24 protein-coding genes are annotated in these 24,783 nt (G+C 73.9%); 13 read left to right on the forward strand and 11 right to left on the reverse strand.

The window, feature by feature from the left end; genetic code table 11:
* The gene (locus tag ASG76_RS08045; RefSeq protein WP_056601953.1) at positions 1-882 is read left to right on the forward strand and encodes an NAD(P)-dependent oxidoreductase; all 882 of its coding nucleotides are present in this window, start codon (positions 1-3) and stop codon (positions 880-882) included.
* 66 nt (positions 883-948) lie between these two features.
* Complete coding sequence (araB, locus tag ASG76_RS08050; protein ID WP_235529448.1) at positions 949-2,565, forward strand: ribulokinase; 1,617 nt, start codon at positions 949-951, stop codon at positions 2,563-2,565.
* Positions 2,566-2,647: 82 nt separating this feature from the next.
* Here araB and ASG76_RS08055 read toward each other — a convergent pair whose 3' ends face one another.
* The 7 genes from ASG76_RS08055 to ASG76_RS08085 form a co-directional block, all read right to left on the reverse strand.
* Positions 2,648-4,162, reverse strand: coding sequence for a cation acetate symporter (locus ASG76_RS08055; protein WP_056601954.1), 1,515 nt, complete (start codon positions 4,160-4,162; stop codon positions 2,648-2,650).
* Positions 4,159-4,548: a hypothetical protein gene (locus ASG76_RS08060; RefSeq protein WP_056601955.1), complete on the reverse strand. Its 390-nt coding sequence runs from the start codon at positions 4,546-4,548 to the stop codon at positions 4,159-4,161. The genes ASG76_RS08055 and ASG76_RS08060 overlap by 4 nt, the downstream gene beginning before the upstream one ends.
* On the reverse strand, positions 4,545-5,264 hold the full coding sequence (locus ASG76_RS08065) for a LytR/AlgR family response regulator transcription factor (protein ID WP_056601956.1): 720 nt from the start codon (positions 5,262-5,264) through the stop codon (positions 4,545-4,547). The genes ASG76_RS08060 and ASG76_RS08065 overlap by 4 nt, the downstream gene beginning before the upstream one ends.
* Entirely contained in the window at positions 5,261-6,391 is a 1,131-nt protein-coding gene (locus tag ASG76_RS08070) for a sensor histidine kinase (protein WP_082587345.1), read from the reverse strand. Before ASG76_RS08070 ends, ASG76_RS08065 begins: the two co-directional genes overlap by 4 nt.
* A gap of 33 nt (positions 6,392-6,424) precedes the next feature.
* Entirely contained in the window at positions 6,425-7,870 is a 1,446-nt protein-coding gene (locus tag ASG76_RS08075; RefSeq protein ID WP_056601957.1) for a calcium-binding protein, read from the reverse strand.
* A 74-nt stretch (positions 7,871-7,944) separates the two neighbouring features.
* A complete protein-coding gene (locus ASG76_RS08080) occupies positions 7,945-8,796 on the reverse strand; it encodes a class I SAM-dependent methyltransferase (protein ID WP_056601958.1) in 852 nt (283 codons plus the stop codon).
* Between the two features lie 31 nt (positions 8,797-8,827).
* Positions 8,828-10,045 (reverse strand): hypothetical protein, encoded by a 1,218-nt coding sequence (locus tag ASG76_RS08085; protein WP_056601959.1) that lies wholly within the window; start codon positions 10,043-10,045, stop codon positions 8,828-8,830.
* An 86-nt stretch (positions 10,046-10,131) separates the two neighbouring features.
* On the opposite strand from ASG76_RS08085, the gene ASG76_RS08090 reads away from it, so the two are divergent.
* Complete coding sequence (locus ASG76_RS08090; RefSeq protein WP_056601960.1) at positions 10,132-10,848, forward strand: hypothetical protein; 717 nt, start codon at positions 10,132-10,134, stop codon at positions 10,846-10,848.
* 274 nt (positions 10,849-11,122) lie between these two features.
* Here the strand turns inward: ASG76_RS08090 and ASG76_RS08095 are convergent, their stop codons facing one another.
* Positions 11,123-11,914 carry an HAD family hydrolase gene (locus ASG76_RS08095; RefSeq protein ID WP_056601961.1) on the reverse strand — a complete coding sequence of 264 codons (792 nt, stop codon included), beginning with the start codon at positions 11,912-11,914 and terminating at the stop codon, positions 11,123-11,125.
* A 134-nt stretch (positions 11,915-12,048) separates the two neighbouring features.
* Here ASG76_RS08095 and ssd point away from each other — a divergent pair, with 134 nt between their 5' ends.
* From ssd to ASG76_RS08130, 7 genes are all read left to right on the forward strand, one after another.
* On the forward strand, positions 12,049-13,056 hold the full coding sequence (gene ssd, locus ASG76_RS08100) for a septum site-determining protein Ssd (RefSeq protein WP_056601962.1): 1,008 nt from the start codon (positions 12,049-12,051) through the stop codon (positions 13,054-13,056).
* Entirely contained in the window at positions 13,053-14,231 is a 1,179-nt protein-coding gene (locus tag ASG76_RS08105; protein ID WP_056601963.1) for a TadA family conjugal transfer-associated ATPase, read from the forward strand. Before ssd ends, ASG76_RS08105 begins: the two co-directional genes overlap by 4 nt.
* Positions 14,228-14,908: a type II secretion system F family protein gene (locus tag ASG76_RS08110; RefSeq protein WP_157559020.1), complete on the forward strand. Its 681-nt coding sequence runs from the start codon at positions 14,228-14,230 to the stop codon at positions 14,906-14,908. Before ASG76_RS08105 ends, ASG76_RS08110 begins: the two co-directional genes overlap by 4 nt.
* Positions 14,905-15,591 (forward strand): type II secretion system F family protein, encoded by a 687-nt coding sequence (locus tag ASG76_RS08115; protein WP_056601965.1) that lies wholly within the window; start codon positions 14,905-14,907, stop codon positions 15,589-15,591. Before ASG76_RS08110 ends, ASG76_RS08115 begins: the two co-directional genes overlap by 4 nt.
* A 140-nt stretch (positions 15,592-15,731) precedes the next feature.
* Positions 15,732-15,917, forward strand: coding sequence for a DUF4244 domain-containing protein (locus ASG76_RS08120; protein ID WP_056601966.1), 186 nt, complete (start codon positions 15,732-15,734; stop codon positions 15,915-15,917).
* Complete coding sequence (locus ASG76_RS08125) at positions 15,917-16,276, forward strand: TadE family protein (protein WP_056601967.1); 360 nt, start codon at positions 15,917-15,919, stop codon at positions 16,274-16,276. Before ASG76_RS08120 ends, ASG76_RS08125 begins: the two co-directional genes overlap by 1 nt.
* Complete coding sequence (locus tag ASG76_RS08130; protein ID WP_056601968.1) at positions 16,273-16,623, forward strand: Rv3654c family TadE-like protein; 351 nt, start codon at positions 16,273-16,275, stop codon at positions 16,621-16,623. Before ASG76_RS08125 ends, ASG76_RS08130 begins: the two co-directional genes overlap by 4 nt.
* A 6-nt stretch (positions 16,624-16,629) precedes the next feature.
* Here the strand turns inward: ASG76_RS08130 and ASG76_RS08135 are convergent, their stop codons facing one another.
* On the reverse strand, positions 16,630-16,935 hold the full coding sequence (locus ASG76_RS08135) for a hypothetical protein (protein ID WP_056601969.1): 306 nt from the start codon (positions 16,933-16,935) through the stop codon (positions 16,630-16,632).
* 9 nt (positions 16,936-16,944) lie between these two features.
* Positions 16,945-19,293, reverse strand: a complete 2,349-nt coding sequence (locus ASG76_RS08140) for a DEAD/DEAH box helicase (protein ID WP_235529449.1) — start codon at positions 19,291-19,293, stop codon at positions 16,945-16,947.
* Positions 19,294-19,483: 190 nt separating this feature from the next.
* Here ASG76_RS08140 and ASG76_RS08145 point away from each other — a divergent pair, with 190 nt between their 5' ends.
* The 3 genes from ASG76_RS08145 (at position 19,484) to ASG76_RS08155 (ending at position 23,998) form a co-directional block, all read left to right on the forward strand.
* Positions 19,484-19,819, forward strand: coding sequence for an anti-sigma factor antagonist (locus tag ASG76_RS08145; RefSeq protein ID WP_056601971.1), 336 nt, complete (start codon positions 19,484-19,486; stop codon positions 19,817-19,819).
* A 170-nt stretch (positions 19,820-19,989) separates the two neighbouring features.
* On the forward strand, positions 19,990-22,323 hold the full coding sequence (locus ASG76_RS08150) for a sodium-translocating pyrophosphatase (RefSeq protein ID WP_056601972.1): 2,334 nt from the start codon (positions 19,990-19,992) through the stop codon (positions 22,321-22,323).
* 172 nt (positions 22,324-22,495) lie between these two features.
* Positions 22,496-23,998 carry a methyltransferase gene (locus ASG76_RS08155; protein ID WP_056601973.1) on the forward strand — a complete coding sequence of 501 codons (1,503 nt, stop codon included), beginning with the start codon at positions 22,496-22,498 and terminating at the stop codon, positions 23,996-23,998.
* Here the strand turns inward: ASG76_RS08155 and ASG76_RS08160 are convergent.
* Positions 23,993-24,754, reverse strand: a complete 762-nt coding sequence (locus ASG76_RS08160) for a hypothetical protein (protein ID WP_056601974.1) — start codon at positions 24,752-24,754, stop codon at positions 23,993-23,995. The two genes, ASG76_RS08155 and ASG76_RS08160, sit on opposite strands and share 6 nt — an antisense overlap.
* Positions 24,755-24,783: the final 29 nt, after the last annotated feature.

Here is a 24,783-nt window from a genome sequence, read left to right on the forward strand (position 1 = left end):
ATGGCAACGATCGGATATCTGGGGCTGGGCACCATGGGTGGCGGCATGGTCCGCAACCTCGTGGGTGCCGGGCACGACGTGACGGTGTGGAACCGGTCGGCGGGTCGCGCCGACGGCCTTGACGGCGTTCACGAGGCGACCACGATCGCCGAGGCGGTGACCGGCCGCGACATCGTGATGGCGTGCCTGTCCGACGACACCGCGGTCCGGGAGGTGATGCTGGGCGCGGACGGCGTGCTCGCGCACGTCGACCCGTCGTCGATCGTCGTGGACATGTCCACCATCAGCCCGGCCCTCGCGGACGAGGAGGCCGCGGCGTTCGCCGGGCGCGACGTCGCCTTCCTCGACGCGCCCGTCTTCGGGTCGCGCGACGAAGCCGCGAACGGAGGCCTGTGGGTCGTCGCAGGAGGCGACGAGGCGACGTACGAGCGAGTGCGGCCCGTGCTCGAGGCGGTCAGCGAGACCGTCCACCACATGGGTGGTGCCGGAGCCGGCGCCCGGATGAAGCTGGTCGGCAACGCGGTCGTGGCCGCGCAGCTCATGGCGCTCGGCGAGTCGTTGACCCTGGCCAAGGCTGCCGGGCTCGACCTCGACCGTGTGCTGGGGGTGCTGGCGGTGACCGACTTCCGTTCGCCGATCTTCGACGGCGTCGGTCCGACCGTCCTCGACGACGACTACACGCCGGCGTTCGCGCTCGACCTGATGGCCAAGGACGTGGGCCTCATCCAGCAGTTCGGTTCGTCGGTCGGGGTCGAGATGCATGGTGCCTCACAGGCAGCCGACACGCTCGCGGAGGCCCAGGCGCAAGGCTTCGGCCAGGAGAACGCGTCCGCCTTGATCAAGGTGATCGCCAACCACGGCGGTGTCAGGCTGGCGCGGTAGGTGGTGGTGGAGCCCGACGACCTCGCGCCACCGTCACGGCCCTCCGGCCGGCCCGTTGCGGTCGGCGTGGACTTCGGCACCCTGTCGGGCCGGGCAGTGGTCGTGCGCGTTGAAGACGGCCGCGAGCTCGGGTCGGCCGTCGCCGACTACCCCCACGGCGTCCTGGACCGCAGCCTCCCCTCGGGGCGGCGACTGCCCCCGGACTGGGCGCTGCAGGTGCCGGACGACTATCGGCACGTGCTCCGCACAGCCGTGCCCGAGGCCATCAGGTCCGCGGGGATCGACCCGCGCGACGTCGTCGGGATCGGCACGGCCTTCACCGCCAGCACGGTGCTCCCCACGCTCGCCGACGGGACGCCGCTCGTCGAGACGCACGAGCTCGCGGACGAGCCGCACGCCTTCGTCAAGCTGTGGAAGCACCACGCGGCGCAACGGCAGGCAGACCTCCTCAACCGGGCCGCCCGCGAGCGAGATGAGCCGTGGCTGGCCAGGTATGGCGGACTCATCTCCTCGGAGTGGCAGCTCCCCAAGGTGCTGCAGGTGCTGCAGGAGGCTCCCGGGGTCCACGAGGCCGCCGAGGACTGGGTGGAGGCTGCCGACTGGATCGTCCAGCAGCTCACCGGCGTCCGCGTCCGGAACGCCGGCACGGCCGGCTACAAGGGCCTCCACCAGGAGGGCGCCGATCCCTCGAGCGACTTCCTCACTGCGGTCGACCCTCGCCTGATGGGGTCCACCGGCCATCGGGTCGATGTGCCGGTGCTCGCGCTGGGACAGCCCGCGGGCGGGCTCACCCCTGAAGCAGCCTCGTGGACCGGTCTGCCTGAAGGCACCCCTGTGGCCGTCGGCACGATCGACGCGCACGTGGCCGCACCCGCAGCCCAGGCCACGCGCCCGGGCCAGCTGCTCGTGATCATGGGGACCTCGAGCTGTCACCTCGTCAGCAACGAGACCCTCGTCGAGGTCCCCGGGATGTGCGGCGTGGTCGCCGGCGGCATCGTGCCCGGCCTCTGGGGATACGAGGCGGGGCAGAGCGCGGTCGGGGACGCCTTGGCCTGGTTCGTCTCCGAGGGGGTGCCTGCTCGCTACGAGCGTGAGGCGCAGGCGCGCGGCATTCAGGTCCACGACCTGCTGACCGAGCTGGCCGGGGAGCAGGAGATCGGCCAGCACGGGCTGGTGGCGCTCGACTGGCTCAACGGGAATCGCTCCGTGCTCGTCGACCACCACCTGTCCGGTGTGCTGGTCGGGCTGACGCTCGCCACCCGTGCGGAGGACGTCTACCGGGCCCTCATCGAGGCCACCGCGTTCGGGACACGGCGAATCGTGGAGGCCTTCATGGAGGCCGGCATCGCGATCGACGAGCTCGTCGTGGGCGGTGGGCTCCTGAAGAACCCGCTCGTGATGCAGATCTACTCCAACGTCACAGGACTCCCGCTGTCGACGGTCCGGTCGGGGCAGGCCGCAGCGGTGGGCGCAGCCATCCACGGCGCGGTGGCCGCGGGTGCCCACGTCGACCTCGACGCGGCCGCGGCGGCCATGGGTGGTCGCGGTGAGACGGTCTACCGCCCGGTGCCTGCCGACGTCGCGCGTTACGACGAGCTCTACCAGCACTACCGCGAGCTCCACGACCACTTCGGCGAAGCCCGGCGCGACCTCATGCACGACCTGCGCGCGATGCGCGGCTGAGCCCCGCGCCGCACGTGTGGCGGTAGTGGCCCGTTGCGACGGATCCCGAGGGCCGCAACCGCCGCACGTGCGAGGCCGGCGCCTATCGCTTGAGGTCGACTGCCTCCGGCGTGTGCAGCCGCACCATGAACCGCCCCGCGTGGGCCGGCACCGACGCGCGGGTCAGCCGCGAGATGACCACCATGGCGAAGAACGACGCCGGCACCGACCAGGCCGCCGGCTGACCGAGCAGTGCGGAGGTCCAGCCCGGCGCGGGCGTGGCGGACAGCGTCCAGGCGACGGCGATGCCGGAGCCCAGCCCGCCCACCAGCAGCCCGGCGACCGCACCGGCGGGCGTCAGCCCGCGCCACCAGATCCCGAGCATCAGCAGGGGTGCGAACGTCGAGGCGGTGACCGCGAAGGCGAGGCCGACGGTCCGCGCGACGGCGACGTCCTGGGCGGGCAGTGACATGAGCAGGGGCACCACGACGGCGATGGCAGCCGCGACGCGGAACGACGCGACGCCGCCGAGGCGGCGGGTGCCCCAGCGCCGACCGGTCACGTCCTGCGACAGCACGCCTGCCACCGCGATCGTGAGGCCCGAGCTCGTCGACAGGAAGGCCGCGAAGGCGCCCGCGGTGACCAGCCCGGTGAGCACCGAGCCCAGCACGCCGCCGACCATCAGCGACGGCAGCTCCAGCACCAGGACGTCCGAGCGACCGGCGACGAGGTCGGGGGCGTAGATCCGGCCGAGGGCGGCGTACACCGGCGGAAGGACGTAGAACACGCCGAGCAGCACCAGCACGGCGAGGGTCGTGCGACGGGCCGCGCGGCCGTCGGGGTTGGTGTAGAAGCGCACGACCACGTGCGGGAGGCCCATCGTGCCGAGGAACGTCGCGACGATCAGGGAGTACGTCGTGTAGAGCCCGATCCCGCCCCCGGGCGCGGCCAGCGGCACCGACCACGACGCGGGCGCGGCCGAGGTCGGGTCGGCGGCGCCGTCGGCCGCCCACACCGCGAGCAGGATGAAGGCGGGCACGAGCAGCGCGGTGAGCTTGAGCCAGAACTGGAACGCCTGCACGAAGGTGATCGAGCGCATCCCGCCCGGGCTCACCGACGCCAGCACGACCAGTGCGACGACCAGCGATCCGGCCCACGGGGGCGCCCCGATCGTGGCCCGCAGGGTCACCCCGGCTCCCTGGAACTGCGGCAGGAGGTAGAGCCAGCCGATGCCGACGACCAGCACCGAGCAGAGGGTGCGCACGCCGCGCGAGCCCAGCCGCGCCTCGGCGAAGTCGGGCAGCGTGTAGGCCCCCGATCGGCGCAGGGGAGCGGCGACGAGCACCAGGAGGACGAGGTAGCCCGCGGTCCAGCCGACGGGGTACCAGAGCATCTCCGCGCCGAAGGTCAGCAGCAGGCCGGCCGCGCCGAGGAAGGAGGCAGCGGAGAGGTACTCCCCGCCGATCGCGCTCGCGTTGAGCCGCGGCCGCACCGTGCGCGAGGCGACCAGGAAGTCGCTCGTGGTGCGCGAGATCCGCAGGCCCCAGGTGCCGATCGCGAGCGTGGCGATCGAGACCAGCACGACCGCGACGACGCCCGGGACGACGTCGGTGCTCACTCGTCCTCCGGCAGCACCGAGCCGACCAGGTCGGCGAAGTCGCGCTCATGGTCCTCGGCCCGGCGCACGTAGAGCCAGCCGAGCAGCACCAGCCACGGATAGGCCAGCAGCCCGAGCAGCAGCCACGCCAGCGGCATCTGCCCGACCCGCACCTCTCCGAGCTCGGGGAAGAGGTGGAAGGCCAGCGGCAGCAGCCCCACCGTCACCCCCAGCGCGGCCAGCACGCGCAGCGCGAGCAGCAGCTGCTCGCGCAGGAGCGAGCGCATGAAGACCTCGCCCAGCGCGGTCTCCGCGTCGATCTCGCGCGTGCCGGCGGAGCGTACGACGGACGCGCGACGCCGCGGCGGTCCGGTCACCCGGACCCGCGGTGGCGGCTGGTCACTCACGCGAGCGGCTCGCGGCGGGTGAGCACCGAGCGCAGCTCGCGGGTGTGGCGCCGGCTCACGGGCAGCTCGGTGCCGCCGATGACGACGCTGACCCGGCCGCCCTCGCTGCGCACCTCCTGGACGTGGGGGAGCGCCACCAGCGCCGAGCGGTGGATCCGCACGAAGCCGGCCGCGGCCCACTGCTCGGCGAGCGACGACAGCGGCGTGCGCACGAGGTGCGAGCCCTCGGCGGTGTGCAGCCGGGCGTAGTCGCCCTGCGCCTCGACGTGGGTGATCTCGGAGCGGTTGATGAAGCGGGTGACCCCGCCGCGCTCCACCGGGATCTGCACGTCGCCCGACGGCAACGGCCCGCCGGCCTCCACCACGCGGCGTACGGCCTCGGCGAGGCGCTCCTCGCGCACCGGCTTGAGGACGTAGTCGACCGCGCGCAGCTCGAAGGCGGCCACCGCGTGCTCCTCGTGGGCGGTCACGAAGACCACCGGCGGGGGCGACTTGAAGCGTGAGAGCACCTGGGCGAGGTCGAGCCCGGTGAGCCCCGGCATCTGGATGTCGAGGAAGACCGCGTCGACCTCCTCGGCCTGCAGCACCCGCAGCGCCTCGGTCGCGGAGTCGCTGCCGCGCACCTCGCCGATCCGCGGGTCGCGGCCGAGCAGGAAGGTGAGCTCGTCGAGCGCGGGACGCTCGTCGTCGATGACGAGGACCTTGAGCGGTGTCACAGCTGCACTCCCGGGGCGAACTTGGGCACCCGCACGACCACCTTCGTGCCGGCGCCGGGCGCGGTCTCGACGACCAGACCGTAGTCGTCGCCGTAGGCGTTGCGCAGCCGCGCGTCGACATTGCCCAGCCCGACCGAGTCCATCGAGGCGTCGCCGGCGAGCGCCTGGCGCACCCGCTCCGGGTCCTCACCGGTGCCGTCGTCCTCGACCTCGATCAGGCACTCCTGGTCGAGGTCGCGGGCGGTGATGGATAGCCGCCCGACGCCGTCCTGCTTGTCGGCGCTCGCCTCGAGCCCGTGGCGTACGGCGTTCTCCACGAGCGGCTGGATGCACAGGAACGGCACCGCGACCGGCAGCACCTCCGGCGCGATCTTCAGCGTCACCTGCAACCGCTCGCCGAAGCGCGCCTGCTCGAGCAGGAGGTAGCGCTCGACGGAGCGCAGCTCCTCGGCGAGCGTCGTGTACTCCCCGTGGCGGCGGAAGGAGTAGCGGGTGAAGTCGGCGAACTCCAGCAGCAGCTCGCGCGCACGGTCGGGGTCGGTGCGCACGAAGCTGGCGATCGCGCCGAGCGAGTTGTAGATGAAGTGGGGGCTGATCTGGGCCCGGAGCGCGCGCACCTCGGCCTCCATCAGCCGGTTGCGCGACAGGTCGAGCTCGGCGAGCTCGAGCTGGCCGCTGACCCACGACGCCACCTCGTCGGCCGCGCGCACCAGCCCGCCCGTGGTGTGGGGCGCCCCCACGACGAGCGCGCCGACGAGGGTGTCCTCCACGACCAGCGGGCTGATGATCGCCTGCCGCACCTGGCAGCCGCCGTCGTCGCACACGAGCGTCCGCTCGTCGACGATCATCGTGCGTCCGGTCTCCGCGACCTGCCTGATCGTGGCCGGCAGCTGGGTGCGGTGGTGGCCGCCGAGGCCGTCCCACGCGAGCAGCCCGCTGGTGTCGCCGAGCCCCGCGGCCGGCGTGCCGAGGAGCGCGCGCAGGTGCTTGACGGAGCGCTCGGCGCTCGTGGTGGTCAGGCCCTCGCGCAGCGCCGGGCTGGCGAGCGAGGCGTTGTGCAGGGCGCGGAAGGCGGCGCGGTCGGCCTCGCCGCCCAGCGACGTACGCCGCCACCTCCACCTCGCCACGCAGCAGACCCTAGGTGGCGGGCCGGGGCACCGCTACCGCTCGCAGCTGCTCTCGCGCTCGGCGACGCAGCGATCGCGGCCCGAAGAGCCCTGGGCCGTGTCGCGACCGCGGCCGCCGAGCAGGATGTCGGCCGCGTCCCGCCCCCTCAGCCGGTCGCCCTCGGTGCCGCCGCGGATGTCGTCGCGACCCTCGCCGCCGTCCAGCGCGTCGCGACCCGCGTCCCCCCGGATGCGGTCGTCGCCGCCGCGGCCATCGATGGTGTCGTTGCCGGTCCCGCCGCGGAGGCGGTCGCCCGCCTGCCCGCCACGCAGGAAGTCGGCTGCGGGGCCTCCGTCGGCGTGCACCCGCGCGCGGCAGTCGTAGACGTAGGACTCGAAGCGGCCGTCGTAGACGTTGGCGAGCTGGTCGCGGCCGGCGTTGCCGACGAGCGTGCCGGCGCAGCCGGAGAAGAAGAGATGGTTGCCGCGGCTGTCGCCGACCATCGACACCTCCGGCGCCATGAGCGTGGCGTCCTGGATGCCGGTCACCGTGCTCGGGCGACCGTCCACGGCGAACGTCCCCTGCTCGAGGTCGATCGCCATCGACCCGGCCCGGTTGGCCGCCACGAGGAGGTTGCGGCCGATGCCGCCGTCGAACCGGCTGCCGGCGGCGATGCTCGCGGGCTCGACGACGATCTCGTCCTGGCCGGCGGCGGTGGCGATGTCGAGGACGGGAGCGGCGCCGGTGGGGTGCACGGTGACCGAGTCGTTGACCGGCGTGCCGCGGTAGGTGACGCGGCCCGCGCCGACGGTGAGGTCGGCGACCTCGAACGACGTGAAGCTCGCGGTGCCCTGAGCGCTGGCGAAGGTGCCGAGCGTCATGTCGACGGCGAGGTCGCCGTCGCCGGCCACCAGGAGGAAGGTGTCGACGTCGGCCCCACCGTCGAGGACGGCGTCGGGCGCGACGTCGGAGGTGCGCAGGCTGAGCCGGTCCTCCCCGCCACCGAGGCGTACGACGTCGTGGTCGACCGCGCCGGCCGAGCCGGTGATCGCGCTGTCGGAGCCCTCGCCGGTGTCGATCACGTCCCGCTCGGTGTCGGCCTGCGGGTCGGTCCTCGCGCCGGCGTACACCGTGTCGCCTGCCGCTCCGCCGACGAAGGTGTCGGCCCCTGGGCCGAGGGTGGCGGTGACGTAGTTGCCGCCGATCACCGCCGAGGTGTCGACCACGTCGTCACCGGCTCCCGCGTCGACGACGAGCACGTTGGAGCCGGCCACCTCGGTGACGCAGACGAGGTCGTCGCCGCCGAGGGCGTCGACCACGCCTGCGCGGCCCGTGACGATGACGTCGCGGCCCTCGGTCCCGGTCAGCGAGGGGCCGGTGCCGACGAGGGTCGCCGCCTCGCCGCGGCAGGTCTCACCGACAGCCTGCGCGGCAGTGGTGGGTGCGAGCAGGGCCAGGCCCAGCAGGCCGGCAGCGGTCAGTGTCGTCGTACGACGCATGGGGTCCCCCGCGGAAGAGTGGTGATCGGTCAGCGGTGTGATGCGGCGCGACGGGGTTCGGTTGCCGACGACCGTCAGCGGAAGTCGATCAGCAGCATGTCGGTGTCGGTGCCGTCGCTCACGACCGGTCCCTCGGGCCCGGTGCCCCCGTCGTCGTCGGTGGGCGGCTCGTCGCGGTCCACCACGACCGCGCGGTAGCAGCGCGTCACGTAGGGGACCTGCATGCCGTCCATGCCGCGGCCGTAGTCGTCGTAGAACGCGAGCACCTCGGCGAGGTGGCGCTCCTGCTCGTCCTCCTCCATCACCGCGAAGCTCGAGCGCGAGCGCGCCATGTCGAGGATCGACGCGCGGTCGACCCCCTGCCAGTGCTTGAAGCTCGCCTCCTCCACGAAGCCGAAGAGGTCGCTGTGCACGACGTGCTCGGAGGAGGAGGTGTCGAGGTCCTGGCGACCCAGGATGTCGCCCATGCGGCGCACCCACGGGATGCGCTCGTCGCGGCTGTTCCACACGAGGGCGACGTGGCCACCGGGCTTGAGCACCCGCGCGATCTCGGGCAGCGCCGCCTCGTGGTCGAACCAGTGGAAGGCCTGCGCGACGACCACCACGTCGACCGAGCGGTCGTTGGCGGGGATCTCCTCAGCGGTGGCGACCTTCGCGCTCACCTCGGGCACGCGGTCGCGCAGCACCTCGAGCATGGCCTCGTCGGGCTCCGTCGCGAACACCGCGTGGCCCTGGTCGACGAGCACGCGGGTGAGCTTGCCGGTGCCTGCGCCCAGCTCGAGGACGACCTTCGCCTCGCCGCCCGCCAGCCACGCGACCGCGTCGGCGGGGTACGCCGGTCGCCCGCGGTCGTAGGCCTGCGCCACCGCGCCGAAGGAGCGCGCGCGGTCGACGGTGGCGGGGGACTGGGGAAGTTCGTCGCTCATCCGCCTCACCGTATCGCCCGGGGGCACGCCCCTACCGGCGCGCCTCGCAGCTGTCGGTGGACTCGGCGACGCAGGTGTCGCGCCCGGAGCCGCCGTACGCCATGTCGCGTCCGCGGCCCCCGAAGATGCGGTCGCGCCCCTTCGAGCCGGTGAGCTCGTCGTCGCCGGCGCCGCCGTCGATCCTCCCGTGGTGCGAGGGGCACCCCGGCCGGTCCCACTCTGTGAGGACGACGTTGAGGTAGACGCGGTCTTCACCGCCGTCGGCGCTGACGGTGGCGCGGCACGCGCTGACGGCGATCTGCTCCCCGGCGGGGGTGCCGTCGACCTTCGCCCGCGCGGCACCGACGGCGAGGTCCTCGAAGCCGTCGAACGTGCGCCGGACCGTGCGCTTGCCGTCGCGGACCACGAATCGGCCGTCGTCGAGGTCGGCGTCGACCTCGCGCCGCCCCAGCGCCAGGCGCAGCTGGTCGCGGCCCGCCCCGCCGTCGTACGAGCTGCGCCTGCCTCCGACGCCGTCGGAGGAGTAGGAGTCCACGCCGCCGCGCAGGTCGACGATGCGGTCGTAGGTGTCCTTGGCCTCCACGCTCAGCTGCTCGGGCTCGTTGGTGCCGCGATAGCGCAGGACGCCCTTGTAGGCGGAGGTCATGAACTCCTGCGACGGGAAGCCGGTGTAGCGGGCACTGGAACCCTCGGTGACCACGGCGCGCTGGACCGCGTTGATCATCGCGTCGCCCCGGCGGGCCACCGTGCGCAGCGTGCTGACCGGACCGCCCGCGAGCCGCCCCTCCGCGGTCATGCGGCCGGTCCACTGCACCGTGCCGGCGTCGATCTCGATGACGTCGCCGTTGGGCAGGCCGTCGGTGCCCGAGTAGACCATCGCAACGCCGGAGGTCACCCGCACCACGTCGACCGCCACGTCGGGATCGGTGAAGAAGCTGGTGCGCACCTCCTGCTCGGCTCCGGAGGTGCCGAGGTAGCTGTCGGCACCTGCGCCGAGCCAGGTCAGGGTGCGCGTGCCGGCGTCGCCGGTCGCGCACACCACGTCGTCGCCGCCGAGGGCGTCGACCACCGACGCGCCGTTGGTGACGAGCACGTCGGCGCCCTCGGTGTCGGTGAGCCTCCCGCCCGGGGTGCCCACGAGCGTGGCGGGCAGGCCCTGGCAGGTCTCGGCCACCGCCACCGCGGCCGTCGGCTGGAGCGTCGCCGCCGCGAGCAGCGACGTGAGCAGGATCGTGGTGGAGCGGTGCATGGGGTCCCCCGGGGTCGGTTGGCGCAGACGCTACGTGCTGGGACGCGCCGCCCGGCCGCGGAGTTGTCGCGACTACCGTCCTCCCCATGACCGACCCGCTCGCCTGGCTCACCGACCTCGAGGGGGTCCCCTCGGCCTACGCGGGAGTCCGCGACGGGATCGACGTGATGCTGCGCGACCGGGGCCTGCGGCGTACGTCGCCGGAGATGACCGCGGAGTCGCTGCTGCGCGGCGCCCACGCGAGCGCCGTGCTCGAGGGATCGGCCTCGACCATGGAGCAGGTGCGCGCGGGCGAGGGCGACGAGATCGCCGCCGCCGCGGTGCGGCTCTCGGCGTCGATGCTGGCCCTCGCGCCGCTGCTGAAGACCGCCCCGCTGCAGGCGATCGCGCGCCTGCACGCCGTCGTCGGCGCGTCCGCCCTGGCGCCCGACGAGCTGGGCCGCCCGCGCGACGCGGCGTCCGCCGACCGGCTGCGCGGCGTCTCCGAGCTGCTCCTGTCGGGCACCGAGGCGCCGGCCCTGCTGGTCGCCGCGATCGCGCACGCCGACGTCGCCACCGCCGCCCCCTTCGCCTCCCACAACGGGATCGTCGCGCGCGCCCTCGAGCGCCTCGTGCTGGTGTCGAGGGGGGTCGACGCCAAGTCGCTCGTGGTCCCCGAGGCCGGGCACCTGGCCCAGCGCGCGGCGTACGAGTCCAACCTGCGCGCCTACGCCGACGGCGGGCCGCGCGGGGTGCACGCCTGGGCGCTCTACGCCGCAGAGGCGTTCTCGGCAGGCGCCGAGGCCTCGCCGCTGCGCGGCTGAGCGCACCGTCACCGGCACATGCGAGCGGCACCCGCTCACATGGATCGGGTGCCGCCGCCTACACGTGCCTGGGCTACCAAGCGTGCACTCGCAAGTCGCCGCCCTCGAGAGGATCTCGAATGGCTAGCACCCCATCGGATGGGTGGATCGCCGCGTGGGTACCCGCTGCACGTGCTGTCTGTGGAGTTCTTGCTTCAGTTCTATCCCTGTGGGTCGGCACCTTCAAGGGTTGACTTCTGCCCCCGCCGGTGGGTGCACGGGGACCCGAGCCGGATCAGGTGAGGCGCTTGCGCCGGTTGGCCCACATGACGCCTCCGGCGGCCATCGCACCGCCGACGGCGAGGGCGGCGAGGGTCGGTCGGGCGGGCGGGAGCGGCACCCGCGGGCGGAGCGCGACCGGGCGCACGAAGCTCAGCACCGGCCACTCCTTGGCCAGGGCGATGCGGCGCAGCTCGCGGTCGGGGTTGACGGCGAAGGGGTGCCCGACGACCTCCAGCATGTGCACGTCGGTGATGGAGTCGCTGTAGGCGTAGGACGCGGCGAGGTCGTATCCCACAGTCTCCGCGAGGCGCTCGATCGCGCGGGCCTTCTCCTCGGCGTAGGCGTAGTAGTCGATGTTGCCGGTGTACTTGCCCTCGACGATCTCCATCCGGGTGGCGACCACCCGGTCGGCGCCGAGCATCTGGCCGATGGGCTCGACCACCTCCGCGCCGGACGCCGAGACGATCACGATGTCGCGGCCCTCCGCGCGGTGCTCGTCCATGAGGCGCACCGCTTCCTCGTAGACGAGCGGCTCGACGATGTTGGTCAGCGTGTCGTGGACGATCTCGCGCACCGTCGCCACGTCCCAGCCCGCGCACAGCTGCGACATGAACTGGCGCATCTTGTCCATCTGGTCGTGGTCGGCGCCGCCGGTGAAGAACACGAACTGGGCGTACGCCGAGCGCAGCATCGCGCGCCTGGAGATGAGCCCGCCCGCCTGGAACTCGCGGCTGAAGGCCAACGTGCTCGACTTGGCGATGATTGTCTTGTCGAGGTCGAAGAAGGCCGCTGTGGGGCGGGGCATGGGCTCATCGTAGGGGCCGCGGGCCCCGCGCCCGTGGCCTCCAGTCGTCCACAGGGCCACCGTGGCGGCCACTGTCCACAGGTCGGCGGTCGGCAGGGTGGTCGGCGTCGGTGGTGGCGCGGAGTCTCGTCGGCATGCCCGTCCTCCTCCTCACCCGTTCCGCCGCCGTCCACGAAGCCGTCGTCCCGCTCTGCGCAGCAGCAGGCGTCGGCGCCGAGGTCTCCGGCGAGCCAGCGCTCTGCCTGTCGTCGTGGAGCGCCGCCGACCTGGTGCTCGTCGGGGACGACCTGCTCGAGGAGGTGGTGGCGATCGCTCCGGCGCGTCGCCCCGGGGTGCACGTCGTCGGCTCGTCACCGGGCGACCACGCCTTCCGTGCCGCCGTCACGCTGGGCGCCTCCTCCGTGCTCGACCTGCCCGACGCGGCAGGTGCCCTGGTCGACCTCGTCGCCGATGTGGGGGAGCGGTCCTCGCCCGGCCGCACGGTGGGCGTCGTCGGTGGCACCGGGGGAGCCGGTGCCACCACGCTCGCGTGCGCGCTCGCCCAGTGCCACGCCGTCCGCGCGCCGACGCTCCTCGTCGACACCGACCCGCTCGGTCCTGGCCTCGACCGGCTGCTCGGGATGGAGGGCGTCGCGGGCGTGCGGTGGGAGGCGCTGGTCGACACCGCGGGCCGCCTCGGCGCCCGGGCCCTGCGCGAGGCCGTGCCCCGTCGCGACGACCTCGGCGTGCTGACCTGGTCGGGTCTGCGCCGGCGGGTCGACGTGCCCACCGTGCGCCGCATCCTGCCGGCCGCCTCCCGTGGTCACGACCTGGTCGTGCTCGACCTGCCCCGTCAGGAGGCCGGGCTGGCCGAGCTGGTCGATCGCTGCGACGACCTGCTGGTGGTGGCCCCGGCGACGGTGCCCGCGCTCGCGGCCACGGCGCGGCTCGTCGCCGGAATGGCCCGGCACGGCCACGCCGGGCTGGTGCTGCGCCCCGGTGGGGTGGGTGATGCCGACGCGGAGCGGGTCACCGGTCTGCCCGTCGTCGCGGCCCTCGCCGACCAGCGTGGGCTCGCGGCCTCGGTCGACCGCGGCCTCGGACCGCTGCCGGGCCGCGGTCCGCTGGCCCGGGCCGCGCGGGACCTCCTGGACGCGGCGTGAGCACCCCCGTCCCGGCCGCCCCCGTCCCCTCCGCGGTGCTCGACGACGTACGCCGCCGCCTCGCCGGCTCGGCCGGCGACCTGACACCCCACCGCGTCGCCGAGGCGCTGCGGGCGTCGGGCTCGCCGGTGGGCGACGCGACCGTGCTCGCCGTGCACGACCTGCTCCGCCGCGACGTGCTGGGCGCCGGGCCGCTGGAGGAGCTGCTGCGCCTGCCCGGTGTCACCGACGTCCTGGTCAACGGGCCGCGCGCCGTCTGGATCGACCGGGGCGCCGGGCTCGAGCGTGCGTCGGCCTCCTTCCCCGACGACGCGTCCGTGCGCCGGCTGGCCCAGCGGCTCGCGGCGTCGGCCGGGCGGCGCCTCGACGACGCGACCCCGCACGCCGACCTGCGCCTGCCCGACGGCACCCGCTTCCACGCGGTGCTGTCACCGGTCGCGCGCTCGGGCACGGTGCTGTCGCTCCGGGTGCCGCGTGGTCGGGTGTGGACGCTGCCCGAGCTGGTCACGGCCGGAGCGCTGCCGCCCGACGGCGCGTTCTTGCTGGAGGAGGTGGTCGACTCCCGGTGCGCCTTCCTCGTCACCGGCGGCACGGGCACCGGCAAGACCTCGGTCCTCTCCGCGCTGCTGTCGCTCGTCGACGTGGGCGAGCGGATCGTGCTGGTCGAGGACGCCAGCGAGTTGCGTCCCGACCACCCGCACGTCGTGGCGCTGGAGAGCCGCCCGCCCAACACCGAGGGAGCGGGGGAGATCACCCTGCAGACCCTCGTGCGGCAGGCGCTGCGCATGCGGCCCGACCGGTTGGTGGTCGGCGAGGTGCGGGGCGCCGAGGTGGTCGACCTGCTGGCCGCCCTCAACACCGGCCATGGCGGTGGCTGCGGCACGCTGCACGCCAACTCGGTCGCCGACGTGCCGGCCCGCATCGAGGCGCTGGCCCTGGCCGCGGGCCTGCCGCGCGAGGCCGCCCACAGCCAGCTCGCCGCCGCGCTCGACGTCGTGGTGCACCTGGGGCGAGGGCGTGACGGGCGACGTCGGGTCATCGAGCTCGGGGTGCCGGAGCGCGACGCGTCGGGGCTCGTGGTGCTCCGCACCGCCGCGAGGTTCGAGCACGACCGTGTGGTGCCCGGTCCGGCGGCGGCTGTGCTCTCCGCACGCCTGGGCGCGAGCGTCGCGTGAGCGCGGGGGCTGCAGCGGTGGCTGCCGCGCTCGCTGTCGTGCTGTGGATGTCGCCGGGGGCTGCGGTCGTCGCGCGGGAGGGCCCGCGCCGCCGCGCGTGGCGCACCGGTTGGGCAGCTGGCCCGTGGGCGCGGCGCCGTCGCACCGCGAGCACGCAGGCGGCGGTGCTCGAGGTGTGCGACCTCCTCGCCGCCGACCTCGCGGTGGGCCGGCCTCCGGGCACCGCGCTGGCGGTGGCCTCGCAGCGCTGGCCCCCGCTGTCTGCCGCGGTGGAAGCGGCGCGGCTGGGTGCCGACGTCCCTGAGGCGCTCCGGCGGCTGGCCGCCGAGGAGCCCGGTGCCACCGACCTGCTCTGGGTCGCAGGGGCGTGGCAGGTCGCCCAGGACTCGGGCCACGGCCTGGCCGCAGCGCTGGAGCGCACCGGCCGGGGGCTCCGGGCGCGCCGGCGGACGCGTCGGCTCGTCGACTCCGAGCTGGCCTCGGCGCGGGCGACGGCCCGGCTGGTGGCCTGCCTGCCGCTGGCCGTGCTGCTGATGGGCTCCGGCGCCGGGTCCGACCCGTGGGCGTTCCTCCTCACCACGGCAGTCGGGCTGGCGTGCCTGTGCCTCGGCCTCGGGCTGCTCGCCCTCGGCCTGTGGTGGATCGAGCGGCTGGCCGAGCGGGCGGCCGCGCCGTGACGTGGCTGTCCGTGGGGTGTGCGGCGGGCGCCGTCCTGTGCTGGCTGCCGTCAGGGGTGGCGCTGCCGAGGCAGCGTGGCTCCCGCGGCCTGCCGCTGCGCCTGGTGGCCGTCGTCGGTGTCGCCCTGGCTGCGTGGCTCCTCGTCGGGGGCGCCGCGGGGGTGGTGGCCGGGCTCGTCGCTGCGGCGGTGGCCCGCCACCTGCTCGCGGGTGCCGAGCCACCCGCCGTACGCCGTGAGCGCGAGGAGGTGGAGCGCACGCTGCCCCACGTCGTGGCGCTCTTCGCCGCCACCCTCCGCGCCGGTGCCGAACCCGTCGCCGGGCTTGCCCGGGTCTGCGCCGCGCTCCCCGGACCGACCGCCGAGCGGCTGGCGCCCGTGGTCGAGCGCTCGCGGTGGGGGGCCTCGGGCGCCGAGGTCTGGGGCACGCTGGAACGTGACGAGGCGCTGGCGCCGCTGGCGCGCGCCATGGCCCGGTCGCAGACCTCGGGCGCCTCGGTGGTGCAGGCCGTCGAGCGCCTGGCCGACGAGCTCGAGCGCGAGTCGCTTGCGCGCGCCGAGGATGCCGCCCGGCGGGTGGGGGTGGCGGCAGCCGTCCCGCTCGGGGTGTGCCTGCTGCCCGCCTTCCTGCTCCTCGGCGTGGTCCCGACAGTCGCCTCCCTCTTCGGCTCGGTGGCCCCGTGACGGCCCACCACCGGTCCACAGGCCGGCCCCCGGAGCCGCCGTCCACAGCCGGCACACTGACCGGGTGCGCGGTGGGGCGCAGCACCCGAGGGTTCTGGGAGAGGGGCTCGTCCGGAGCCCCACGACGACAGGGGAAGCACATGTCGATCACTCGTCACGACAGGTCGGCCGCAGAGGCCGGCATCACCACCGCTGAGTACGCCGTGGGCACCGCCGCGGGGGCCGGGTTCGCCGGCCTGCTCTACACGCTGCTCACCGGACGCTTCGGCGACCAGCTGCTGGAGCGGCTGTTCGACCACGTCATGGGCCTGCTCGGCATCGGCTGATGCACGCCCGGTCCCGAGCCGACGCGGGCGCGGCCACGGCCGAGCTCGCGCTGGGGATCCCGCTGCTCGTCGCGCTCACCGCCGGCCTGGTCTGGATGCTGGCGGTGGGCGCCGCGCAGGTGCGGGTCGTCGATGCCTCCCGCGAGGCCGCCCGCGCCGTGGCCCGCGGCGACGACCCTTCCTCCGCGGAGGCGGTCGCCCTGCGGATCGCGCCCGACGGCGCGCGGGTGCGCATCGAGGTCGCCGCCGACGAGGTCTCGGTGACCACCAGCGCACGCATCTCCGGGCCGGGCGGCCTCCTGGCGGTGCTGCCCGGCGTCACGGTCAGCGCCGACGCGGTGGCGCTGGTGGAGGAGTGAGCGTCCGCGCCGGGGGGCGGTCGTCCGACGAGGGAGCCGCGACGGTCCTGGTGGTCGCCATGGCAGGCGTGCTGATGTTCGTGATGGTGGGCCTGGCAGCCGCCGGAGGGCTCGTGGTCGCCCAGCGCCGGGCGCAGGCGGCGGCCGACCTGGCCGCGCTGGGCGGCGCCGCCGACGCCGGCATCGGCTGTGCCACGGCGGCGCGGGTCGCGGCTGCCAACGCCGCCCTCGTCGAGGCTTGCGAGGTCGTCGGGCGCGACGTCCGGGTCACGGTGTCGGTGCCCGGGCCGCTGGTCCCGTGGCGCACCGTGCGCGTCACTGCCGAGGCACGCGCGGGCCCGGGCTGACCGGGTTCAGACGGTGTCGCGGCGCTCGGGGTCCTCGTCGCGACGCTCGGCCTCGACGCGCTCGAGCTTCTCGTTGAGCTTGGTCAGCTCCTTGCGCTCCTTGCGGTGCGCCAGGGTGCGACGGGTGCCCCACTTGAGGAGCGCGAAGCCCCAGAGGATGGCGGCGCCGGCCGCCACCCCGACGAAGAACGCTTCGAGCGTGGTCACGTCGAAGCCGAGGAGCTCGCCGCCCGTGCCCGGCTGGCTCACGAAGAGCGCGGACAGGACCGCGATGCCGCCGAGGATCATGAGGCCAAGACCGAGGATCACCATGCGGTGAATCTAGCCTGAGGCCCCCACGCGCGGTGCACCCGCGAGGAGGGCGTCGAGCAGCGCGATCGCGCCGGTCTTGTCGAGCGGGTTGTTCTGGTTGCCGCACTTGGGCGACTGGATGCACGACGGGCAGCCGCTCGCGCACTCGCAGCTCGCGATCGCCTCGCGGGTGGCCGAGAGCCACCCGACGGCCGTGCGGAAGCCGCGCTCGGCGAAGCCGGCGCCGCCCGGGTGGCCGTCGTAGACGAAGACGGTGAGCAGGCCGGTGTCGGCGTGACGGGCGGTCGACACGCCGCCGATGTCCCAGCGGTCGCAGGTGGCGAAGAGGGGCAGGAGCCCGATCGAGCAGTGCTCGGCCGCGTGTGCGGCACCCGGCACGTCGAGCGACGGCACTCCGGACTCGGCGACCACGTCGTCGGGCACGGTCCACCACACCGCGGTGGTGCGCAGCGTCCGCTCGGGCAGGTCGAGCGGCTCCTCGGCCAGCACCTCCCCGCCCGGCTGGCGCCGCTTGAGGAAGGAGACGACCTGGTGCGACACGTCGACCTCGCCCAGGGCGAGCTCGCAACCGCCCCACGACTGCCGCTCGCGGGTCGCGACGATCGTGATGTCGGTGGTCTCGCGGGCAGTGGTGCTGTAGGCCGGCTCCTCGCGCCGCATCGTCGCGACGTGGTGCTCCAGGTCGAGGTCCTCGACCAGCCAGGTCTCGCCCTGGTGCACGTAGACCGCGCCCGGGTGCGCCTGGTTGTGCGCACCACCGGCATCGACGGTGCCGACCACCCGGCCCGTGCCCGCCTCGACCAGCTGCACCGGCGAGCCGCCGGCGGAGCGGATGTCGGCGAGGTCGGCCGCCCGGCTCGGGTGCGTCCAGAACCAGCCCCTCGGGCGCCGCCGCAGCAGCCCCATCTCGGTCAGGTCGTCGACGACCTGGCGAGCCGTCTCCCCGAAGAGCGGCAGGTCGGCCTCGACGAGCGGGGCCTCCTGCGCCGCCGCGCAGAGGTGCGGACCCATCACGTGGGGGTTGGCCGGGTCGAAGACCGAGGCCTCGACCGGTGCCCCGATCAACGTCTCGGGGTGCGTGACGAGGTAGGTGTCGAGCGGGTCGTCCTTGGCGACCAGCACGCCGAGCGCGTCCTGCGCCCCGCGCCCGGCACGCCCCACCTGCTGCCAGAAGGCCGCGCGGGTGCCGGGGAAGCCCGCGATCAGCACCGCGTCGAGCCCGCTGATGTCGATGCCGAGCTCGAGGGCGTTGGTCGCGGCGAGCCCGACCAGGTCGCCGCGGCGCAGCGCCGCCTCGAGGGCGCGCCGCTCCTCGGGGAGGTAGCCGCCGCGGTAGGCCGCGATCCGCGCAGGCAGCGACGGGTCCACCTCGGCCAGCAGCTCGGCGGCGGTGAGCGCGACCTGCTCGGCCCCGCGGCGCGAGCGGACGAAGGCGAGCGTGCGCACGTCCTCGGCGACGAGGTCGGCGAGGAGGTCGGCGACCTCGGAGGAGGCGGCGCGCCGCACGGGGGCGCCGTTCTCACCCGCGTGGGAGGTGAACGGCGGCTCCCACAGCAGCAGCGAGACCTGTCCCTTCGGCGAGTCGTCACGGGTGAGCGCCACGACGTCGAGCCCGGTCAGCCGGGAGGCGGTGACCTCCGGCTGCGCGACCGTCGCCGAGGCCAGCACGAACGTCGGGTGCGCGCCGTACATCGCGCACACCCGGCGCAGCCGCCGCAGCACGTGGGAGACGTGGGCGCCGAAGACGCCCCGGTAGTGGTGGCACTCGTCGACCACGACGTACTGCAGCGACCCCAGCAGCCGCGACCAGCGCTGGTGCGAGGGCAGCAGCGAACGGTGCAGCATGTCGGGGTTGGTCAGGACGTACTCGCCGTGGTCGCGGGTCCAGTCGCGCTCCTCGCGGGAGCTGTCGCCGTCGTGCGCGGAGAGGCGTACGTCGAGACGCAGCGACGACAGGCTCGCGAGCTGGTCGTGGGCGAGCGCCTTGGTGGGGGCGAGGTAGAGCACGGAGGCCCCGCGCTCGCCGCGGGGGCCGCGCGCGGCACGGATCGCCGACAGGGCGGGCAGCTGGTAGGCCAGCGACTTCCCCGAGGCGGTGCCGGTCGCGATGATCACGTGGTCGCCGGCGTGGGCGGCCTCGGCGGCGACCACCTGGTGGCGCCACGGCCGTGCCACGCCCTGGGCGGCGTACGCCCCGCGGACGTCGTCGGGCACCCAGGTCGGCCAGTCCGCGTGGACCGCCTCCCGTGCCGGCAGCACCTCGAGGTGCTGCAGCCGCTCCTCGCGGCCGGGCACCGCGGTGAGCCGCCGCACGAGCGCGTCGACGGGGACGCGTGCGACGGGGTCGGAGTGGCTCACCATCGAAGTCTGGCAAACGCCGGGGACAGCGCCGTCGTCGGCGCCGTGCCCCGCACGTCGTCTCCCCAAGTGCCGGGGAGTCCTGCGCAACGCTTGTGGAACGTGGTTTGATACCACCCGGAACGAACAGGGGCACGTGGTGTGCCCGCAGACGCACTGTCCGAACGAGTTCGGGGACCGGGGAGCAGTCGTGGATCTCACCCTTGCTACGCGCGAGGTGGACGGCCGCGCCGTCGTGGCCGTCGGCGGCGAGATCGACGTCTACACCGCTCCCAAGCTGCGCGACTGCATCACCGACCTGGTCGCCGCCGGCACCTACGACATCGTGATCGACCTCGAGGCGGTCGAGTTCCTCGACTCCACCGGTCTCGGGGTCCTGGTCGGCGGGCTCAAGAAGGTGCGCGCGCATGACGGCTCGCTCGACCTGGTCTGCACGCAGGAGCGCCTGCTCAAGATCTTCCGCATCACCGGCCTGGCCAAGGTGTTCGTGATCCACGACGCCGTCGGCCTCGCCTCCGGCGCCTGAGCCGCCGCCTCGCCAGACCTCCTCACCCCTCCGCGCAGTGCCCGGAGGGGTCTTCGTCGCGCCCGCGCGGCACGCCGGTGTGGCGTAGGTCACCCTGCACCGTGATCTGGATCACCTCTGCGTAGACTCCGGCGCGTTCACGGATCTTTTCCAGTCCTAGGAGGACACGCATGACGGGGATCTTGCCCGCGGTCGTGAGACCGGAGCTCGAAGGTGGCAACCTGGTCCTGGTCGTCGTCGTCGCCCTGATCGCACTCGGTGCGCTCGGGATGGCCGCGATGTTCAGGTCCCAGGTGATGGCTGCCGGCGAGGGCACCGACAACATGAGGACCATCGCCCAGGCCGTGCAGGAAGGCGCCAACGCCTACCTCACCCGACAGTTCCGCACCCTGGCCATCTTCGCCGCCATCGCGTTCTTCGCGCTGCTGGTGCTGCCGGCCGACGACACCACCGTCCGCATCTTCCGCTCGGTGTTCTTCCTCGTGGGAGCGGCCTTCTCGGCCGCGGTGGGCTACCTCGGCATGAACCTCGCCGTGCGCGCCAACCTGCGTGTCGCCGCTGCCGCCGAGACCACCGGTCGCGAGCCGGCGATGACGATCGGCCTTCGCACCGGCGCCATGGTGGGCATGCTCACCGTCGGCCTCGGCCTGCTGGGCGCCAGCCTGGTTGTGCTGCTCTTCCAGGACTCGGCACCCAAGGTGCTGGAGGGCTTCGGCTTCGGTGCCGCGCTGCTCGCGATGTTCATGCGAGTCGGCGGCGGCATCTTCACCAAGGCCGCCGACGTCGGCGCCGACCTGGTGGGCAAGGTGGAGCAGAACATCCCCGAGGACGACCCGCGCAACGCTGCGACCATCGCCGACAACGTCGGTGACAACGTGGGTGACTGCGCCGGCATGGCTGCCGACCTGTTCGAGTCGTACGCCGTCACGCTGGTCGCCGCGCTGATCCTCGGCTCGCAGGCCTTCGGCGACAAGGGCCTGGTCTTCCCGCTCCTGATCCCCGCCATCGGGGCGCTCACGGCGGTCGCCGGTGTCTACCTCACCAAGCCCAAGGCGGACGAGAACGGCCTCACGACCATCAACCGGTCGTTCTACCTCTCGTCGGGCATCGCCGCCGTGGCCAGCGTCGTGCTGTCCTACCTCTACCTGCCGAGCAGCTTCGCGGAGTTCAACAACGTCGCTGCCGACCTCGCCGGGGCCGACGGCGACCCGCGCTTCATCGCGTCCTCCGCGGTCGTCATCGGCATCGTCATGTCGGCCGGCATCCTGGCGCTGACCGGCTACTACACCGGCACGGAGTACCGCCCGGTCAAGGACGTCGGCAAGACCTCGCTCACGGGCGCGGCGACGGTCATCCTGTCCGGCCTGTCGGTCGGCTTCGAGTCGGCCGTCTACACCACCCTGGTCATCGGCGCGGCGGTCTTCGGCGCCTACCTCCTCGGCGGTGCGGCGCTCACGGTGTCGCTCTTCGCCGTGGCCCTGGCCGGGTGCGGCCTGCTGACCACGGTCGGCGTGATCGTGGCGATGGACACCTTCGGCCCCGTCTCCGACAACGCCCAGGGCATCGCCGAGATGTCGGGTGACGTCAGCCCGGCCGGCGCGCAGATCCTCACCGAGCTCGACGCGGTCGGCAACACGACCAAGGCGATCACCAAGGGCATCGCGATCGCGACCGCCGTGCTGGCTGCGACCGCGTTGTTCGGCTCCTACGCCACCTCGGTGTTCGAGTCGCTCGCTGACGCCAACGTCAACCCGGACGAGGCCTACCTGCTCGACTTCAGCGTCTTCAACCCGGCGGTCATCGTCGGCGTGCTGCTCGGTGCGGCCGTGGTGTTCCTCTTCTCCGGCCTGGCGATCAACGCCGTGGCCCGGGCGGCCGGCGCGGTCGTCTACGAGGTGCGTCGCCAGTTCCGCGACATCCCCGGGATCATGGAGGGCACCGGCCGTCCGGAGTACGGCAAGGTCGTCGACATCGTCACCAAGGACTCGCTGCGCGAGCTGGTGACGCCCGGCATCCTCGCCGTGATGGCGCCCATCGCGGTGGGCTTCGGCCTCGGCGCGACCGCCCTCGCCGGCTTCCTCGCAGGAGCCATCGGCGCCGGCACCCTGATGGCCGTCTTCCTGGCCAACGCCGGCGGCGCGTGGGACAACGCGAAGAAGCTCGTCGAGGACGGCCACCACGGCGGCAAGGGCTCGGAGGCCCACGCTGCGACGGTCATCGGCGACACCGTCGGCGACCCGTTCAAGGACACCGCCGGACCCGCGATCAACCCGCTCATCAAGGTGATGAACCTCGTCTCGCTGCTCATCGCGAGCGCGGTCGTGTCGCTGAGCGTGGGCGAGGACCAGAACGACGTGCTGCGCGTCGTGATCGCCCTCGTCGCGGTGTCGATCATCGCCGTCGCGGTCGTGGTCTCCAAGCGGCGCGAGGTCACCATCGCCGACGACGGCGACAACACCGGCTCGTCGTCGTTCACCCCGCACGCGCACGACCCGCACGCCTGACGCGTCCCCCTTGGTCGCGATCCCCGGATATCCGGGGAAACTGGAGCCTCACCCCCGAAACTTCGGGGGTGAGGCTCCAGTCTTGATATGGAGGCTTGCCTCAGCGCTCGCCTCAGCGCCGTCTCAGCGCTCACCCCCCCGTCGCGCGCCGACGGTCTGGAAGGCTGGGGCCATGTCCCACGACCTCGACTTCGTCGGCCCGCTGCGCGAGGCACTGCACGCCGCTGACTTCATCTATGACCGGGTCGCCGAGGCGATCGGCGAGGACGCGCACCGCGCGCTCGGTCGCAACGAGACACTGCCCGCGCTGCGGCGTACGACGTCGGGCTCGGCGCTCGACACGCTGGTCCGCCTCTTCCTGCTGCAGACGCCGGTCGGCCGCGACGAGGCCGACCGGGCACTGCCCGGCCTGGTCGACCGGCTCTGCAACGCTGGGATGCTCGAGCAGAGCGTCAGCGAGGTGGCGGCCCGGATGGACTGCCGCCCCTACGCCGCCTCCGAGGCGGGCGAGGACCGCGACCTGTGGATCGTCTCCGACCTCACGCCCGGTCTCGACGGCGCACCGGTCGCGGTCGGCGCCGACCACGTCCTGGGCATCTCGAGCGCCTCGACGAGCCTGGCGCAGCTCACCATGCGCGAGCCGGTCGGGAGCGCGCTCGACCTCGGCACCGGCTGCGGCGTGCAGGCCCTCCACCTGGCCGCGCACGCGGACCACGTCGTCGCCACCGACGTGAACGCCCGCGCGCTGTGGATGACCCGGCTCAACGCCGAGCTCAACGGCGTCCCCGTCGATGTGCGTGACGGCTCCTTCTTCGAGCCGGTCGCGGGGGAGCGCTTCGACCTGATCGCGACCAACCCGCCCTTCGTCATCTCCCCGGCCACGGGCGAGCGCCTGGTCTACCGCGACTCCGGCCTGCCCGGGGACCGCGTCGTGGAGCACATCGTGCGCACCGGGCCCGACCACCTCACCGAGGGCGGGTGGCTGCAGGTGCTGGCCAACTGGGCGGTCGTCGAGGGCCAGCCGTGGGACGAGCGGCTCGGTTCGTGGCTGCGCCCCGACTGTGACGCGCTCGTCGTGCAGCGCGAGACCCTCGACCCCGCCTCCTACGTCGAGCTGTGGCTCAAGGACAGCGGCCACCACGGTGGTCCGGACTACGCCCGGCGCTACGACACCTGGCTGTCGTGGTTCGAGGAGACCGGCATCGCCGGCGTCGGCTTCGGCTGGATCAACGTGCGCCTCGGTGGCGCGGACCACGCCGGGAGGCACGAGCTCCTCGAGTGGCCCTACGACGTCGAGCAGCCGATCGGCCCGGCGATCCACGCCTGGGGCGAGGCGGTCGACGGCCTGCGCGACCTCGGCGACGACGCCCTGCTCGCCACAACCCTGCGGGCGCGCGACGACGTGCAGCAGGAGACCGTCGGCCGTCCCGGCGCGGAGGACCCGGAGGCGATCGTGCTGCGCCAGCAGCGCGGGTTCCGCCGGGCGCGCACGGCCGACACCGTCGAGGCCGCCCTCCTCGGCGCGTGCGACGGTGACCTATCGGTGGGCCAGATCCTGGGCGCGCTCGGCTCGCTGCTCGAGCGGGAGGAGGCCGAGCTGCACGAGACCTACCTGCCCGTGGTGCGCGAGCTCGTCGGCGAGGGCTTCCTCGAGGTGGAGCGCTCCGGCTCATAGCGCCTCCGCGAGCGAGCGGTCGCGCAGCTCGACGAGGTCGCGGCGCACCGGCGCCGACAACAGCTCGACCCGCCCGACCGGGAGCAGGGCCGGGGCGCCGATGGCCCAGGGGCGCACCGTCGCCCAGCCGAGGCGGCGTACGTGACCGAGGACCTGGGTGCCGCACGCGTGGAGCGAGCTCGTGCCGAGGTGGTCGGCGATCCGGACCTGCGTCACGGGGCCCTCCGGCCCGATGGCCGCGTTGGCCTTGCCGACCACCCAGGCGATCCCCGCGGCGAGGCGATCAGGCCCCATCCGCTCCGCGAGCTCGGGCACGCGCTCGCGCGCCAGGAGCAGGCACTCCCGCAGCGGGGCGGCGAGGTCGGCCGCGAGCAACGACTCACGCAGGTCGCTGAGCACCTCCTCGGTGACCAGCCACGGCTCGTCGGCCACCGGGTCGAGGTGGTCGGCCAGGCGCGGCAGCGCGACCGGTGAGGCCGTCATCGACAGGAGCGCGTCGCGGCCCCCGGCCACCTCGTCGAGCCACGCGAGCGCCTGCAGGTGGCGGGGCGGGGGAGGTGGCTGGACCAGCGTCGGCCGGCGCTCCTCGTCGTGGCGGCGCGCCACGTCGGCGTACGCACTCTCCTCCACGCGCTCGCTCCACGCGTCGACGATTCGGCCGTCGACGAAGACGAGGTGGTGGAGCCGGCCGACGTCGAGCAGCCGCTCGTGGGGGTCGTGCCAGAGGTGGTCGTCGCGGTAGCGGTGGTCGAGCATCGGTCCTCCTGGGGTCGGGGTCGGAGAGG

The sequence above is a fragment of the Nocardioides sp. Soil774 genome (assembly GCF_001428125.1).
Lineage (GTDB): Bacteria > Actinomycetota > Actinomycetes > Propionibacteriales > Nocardioidaceae > Nocardioides.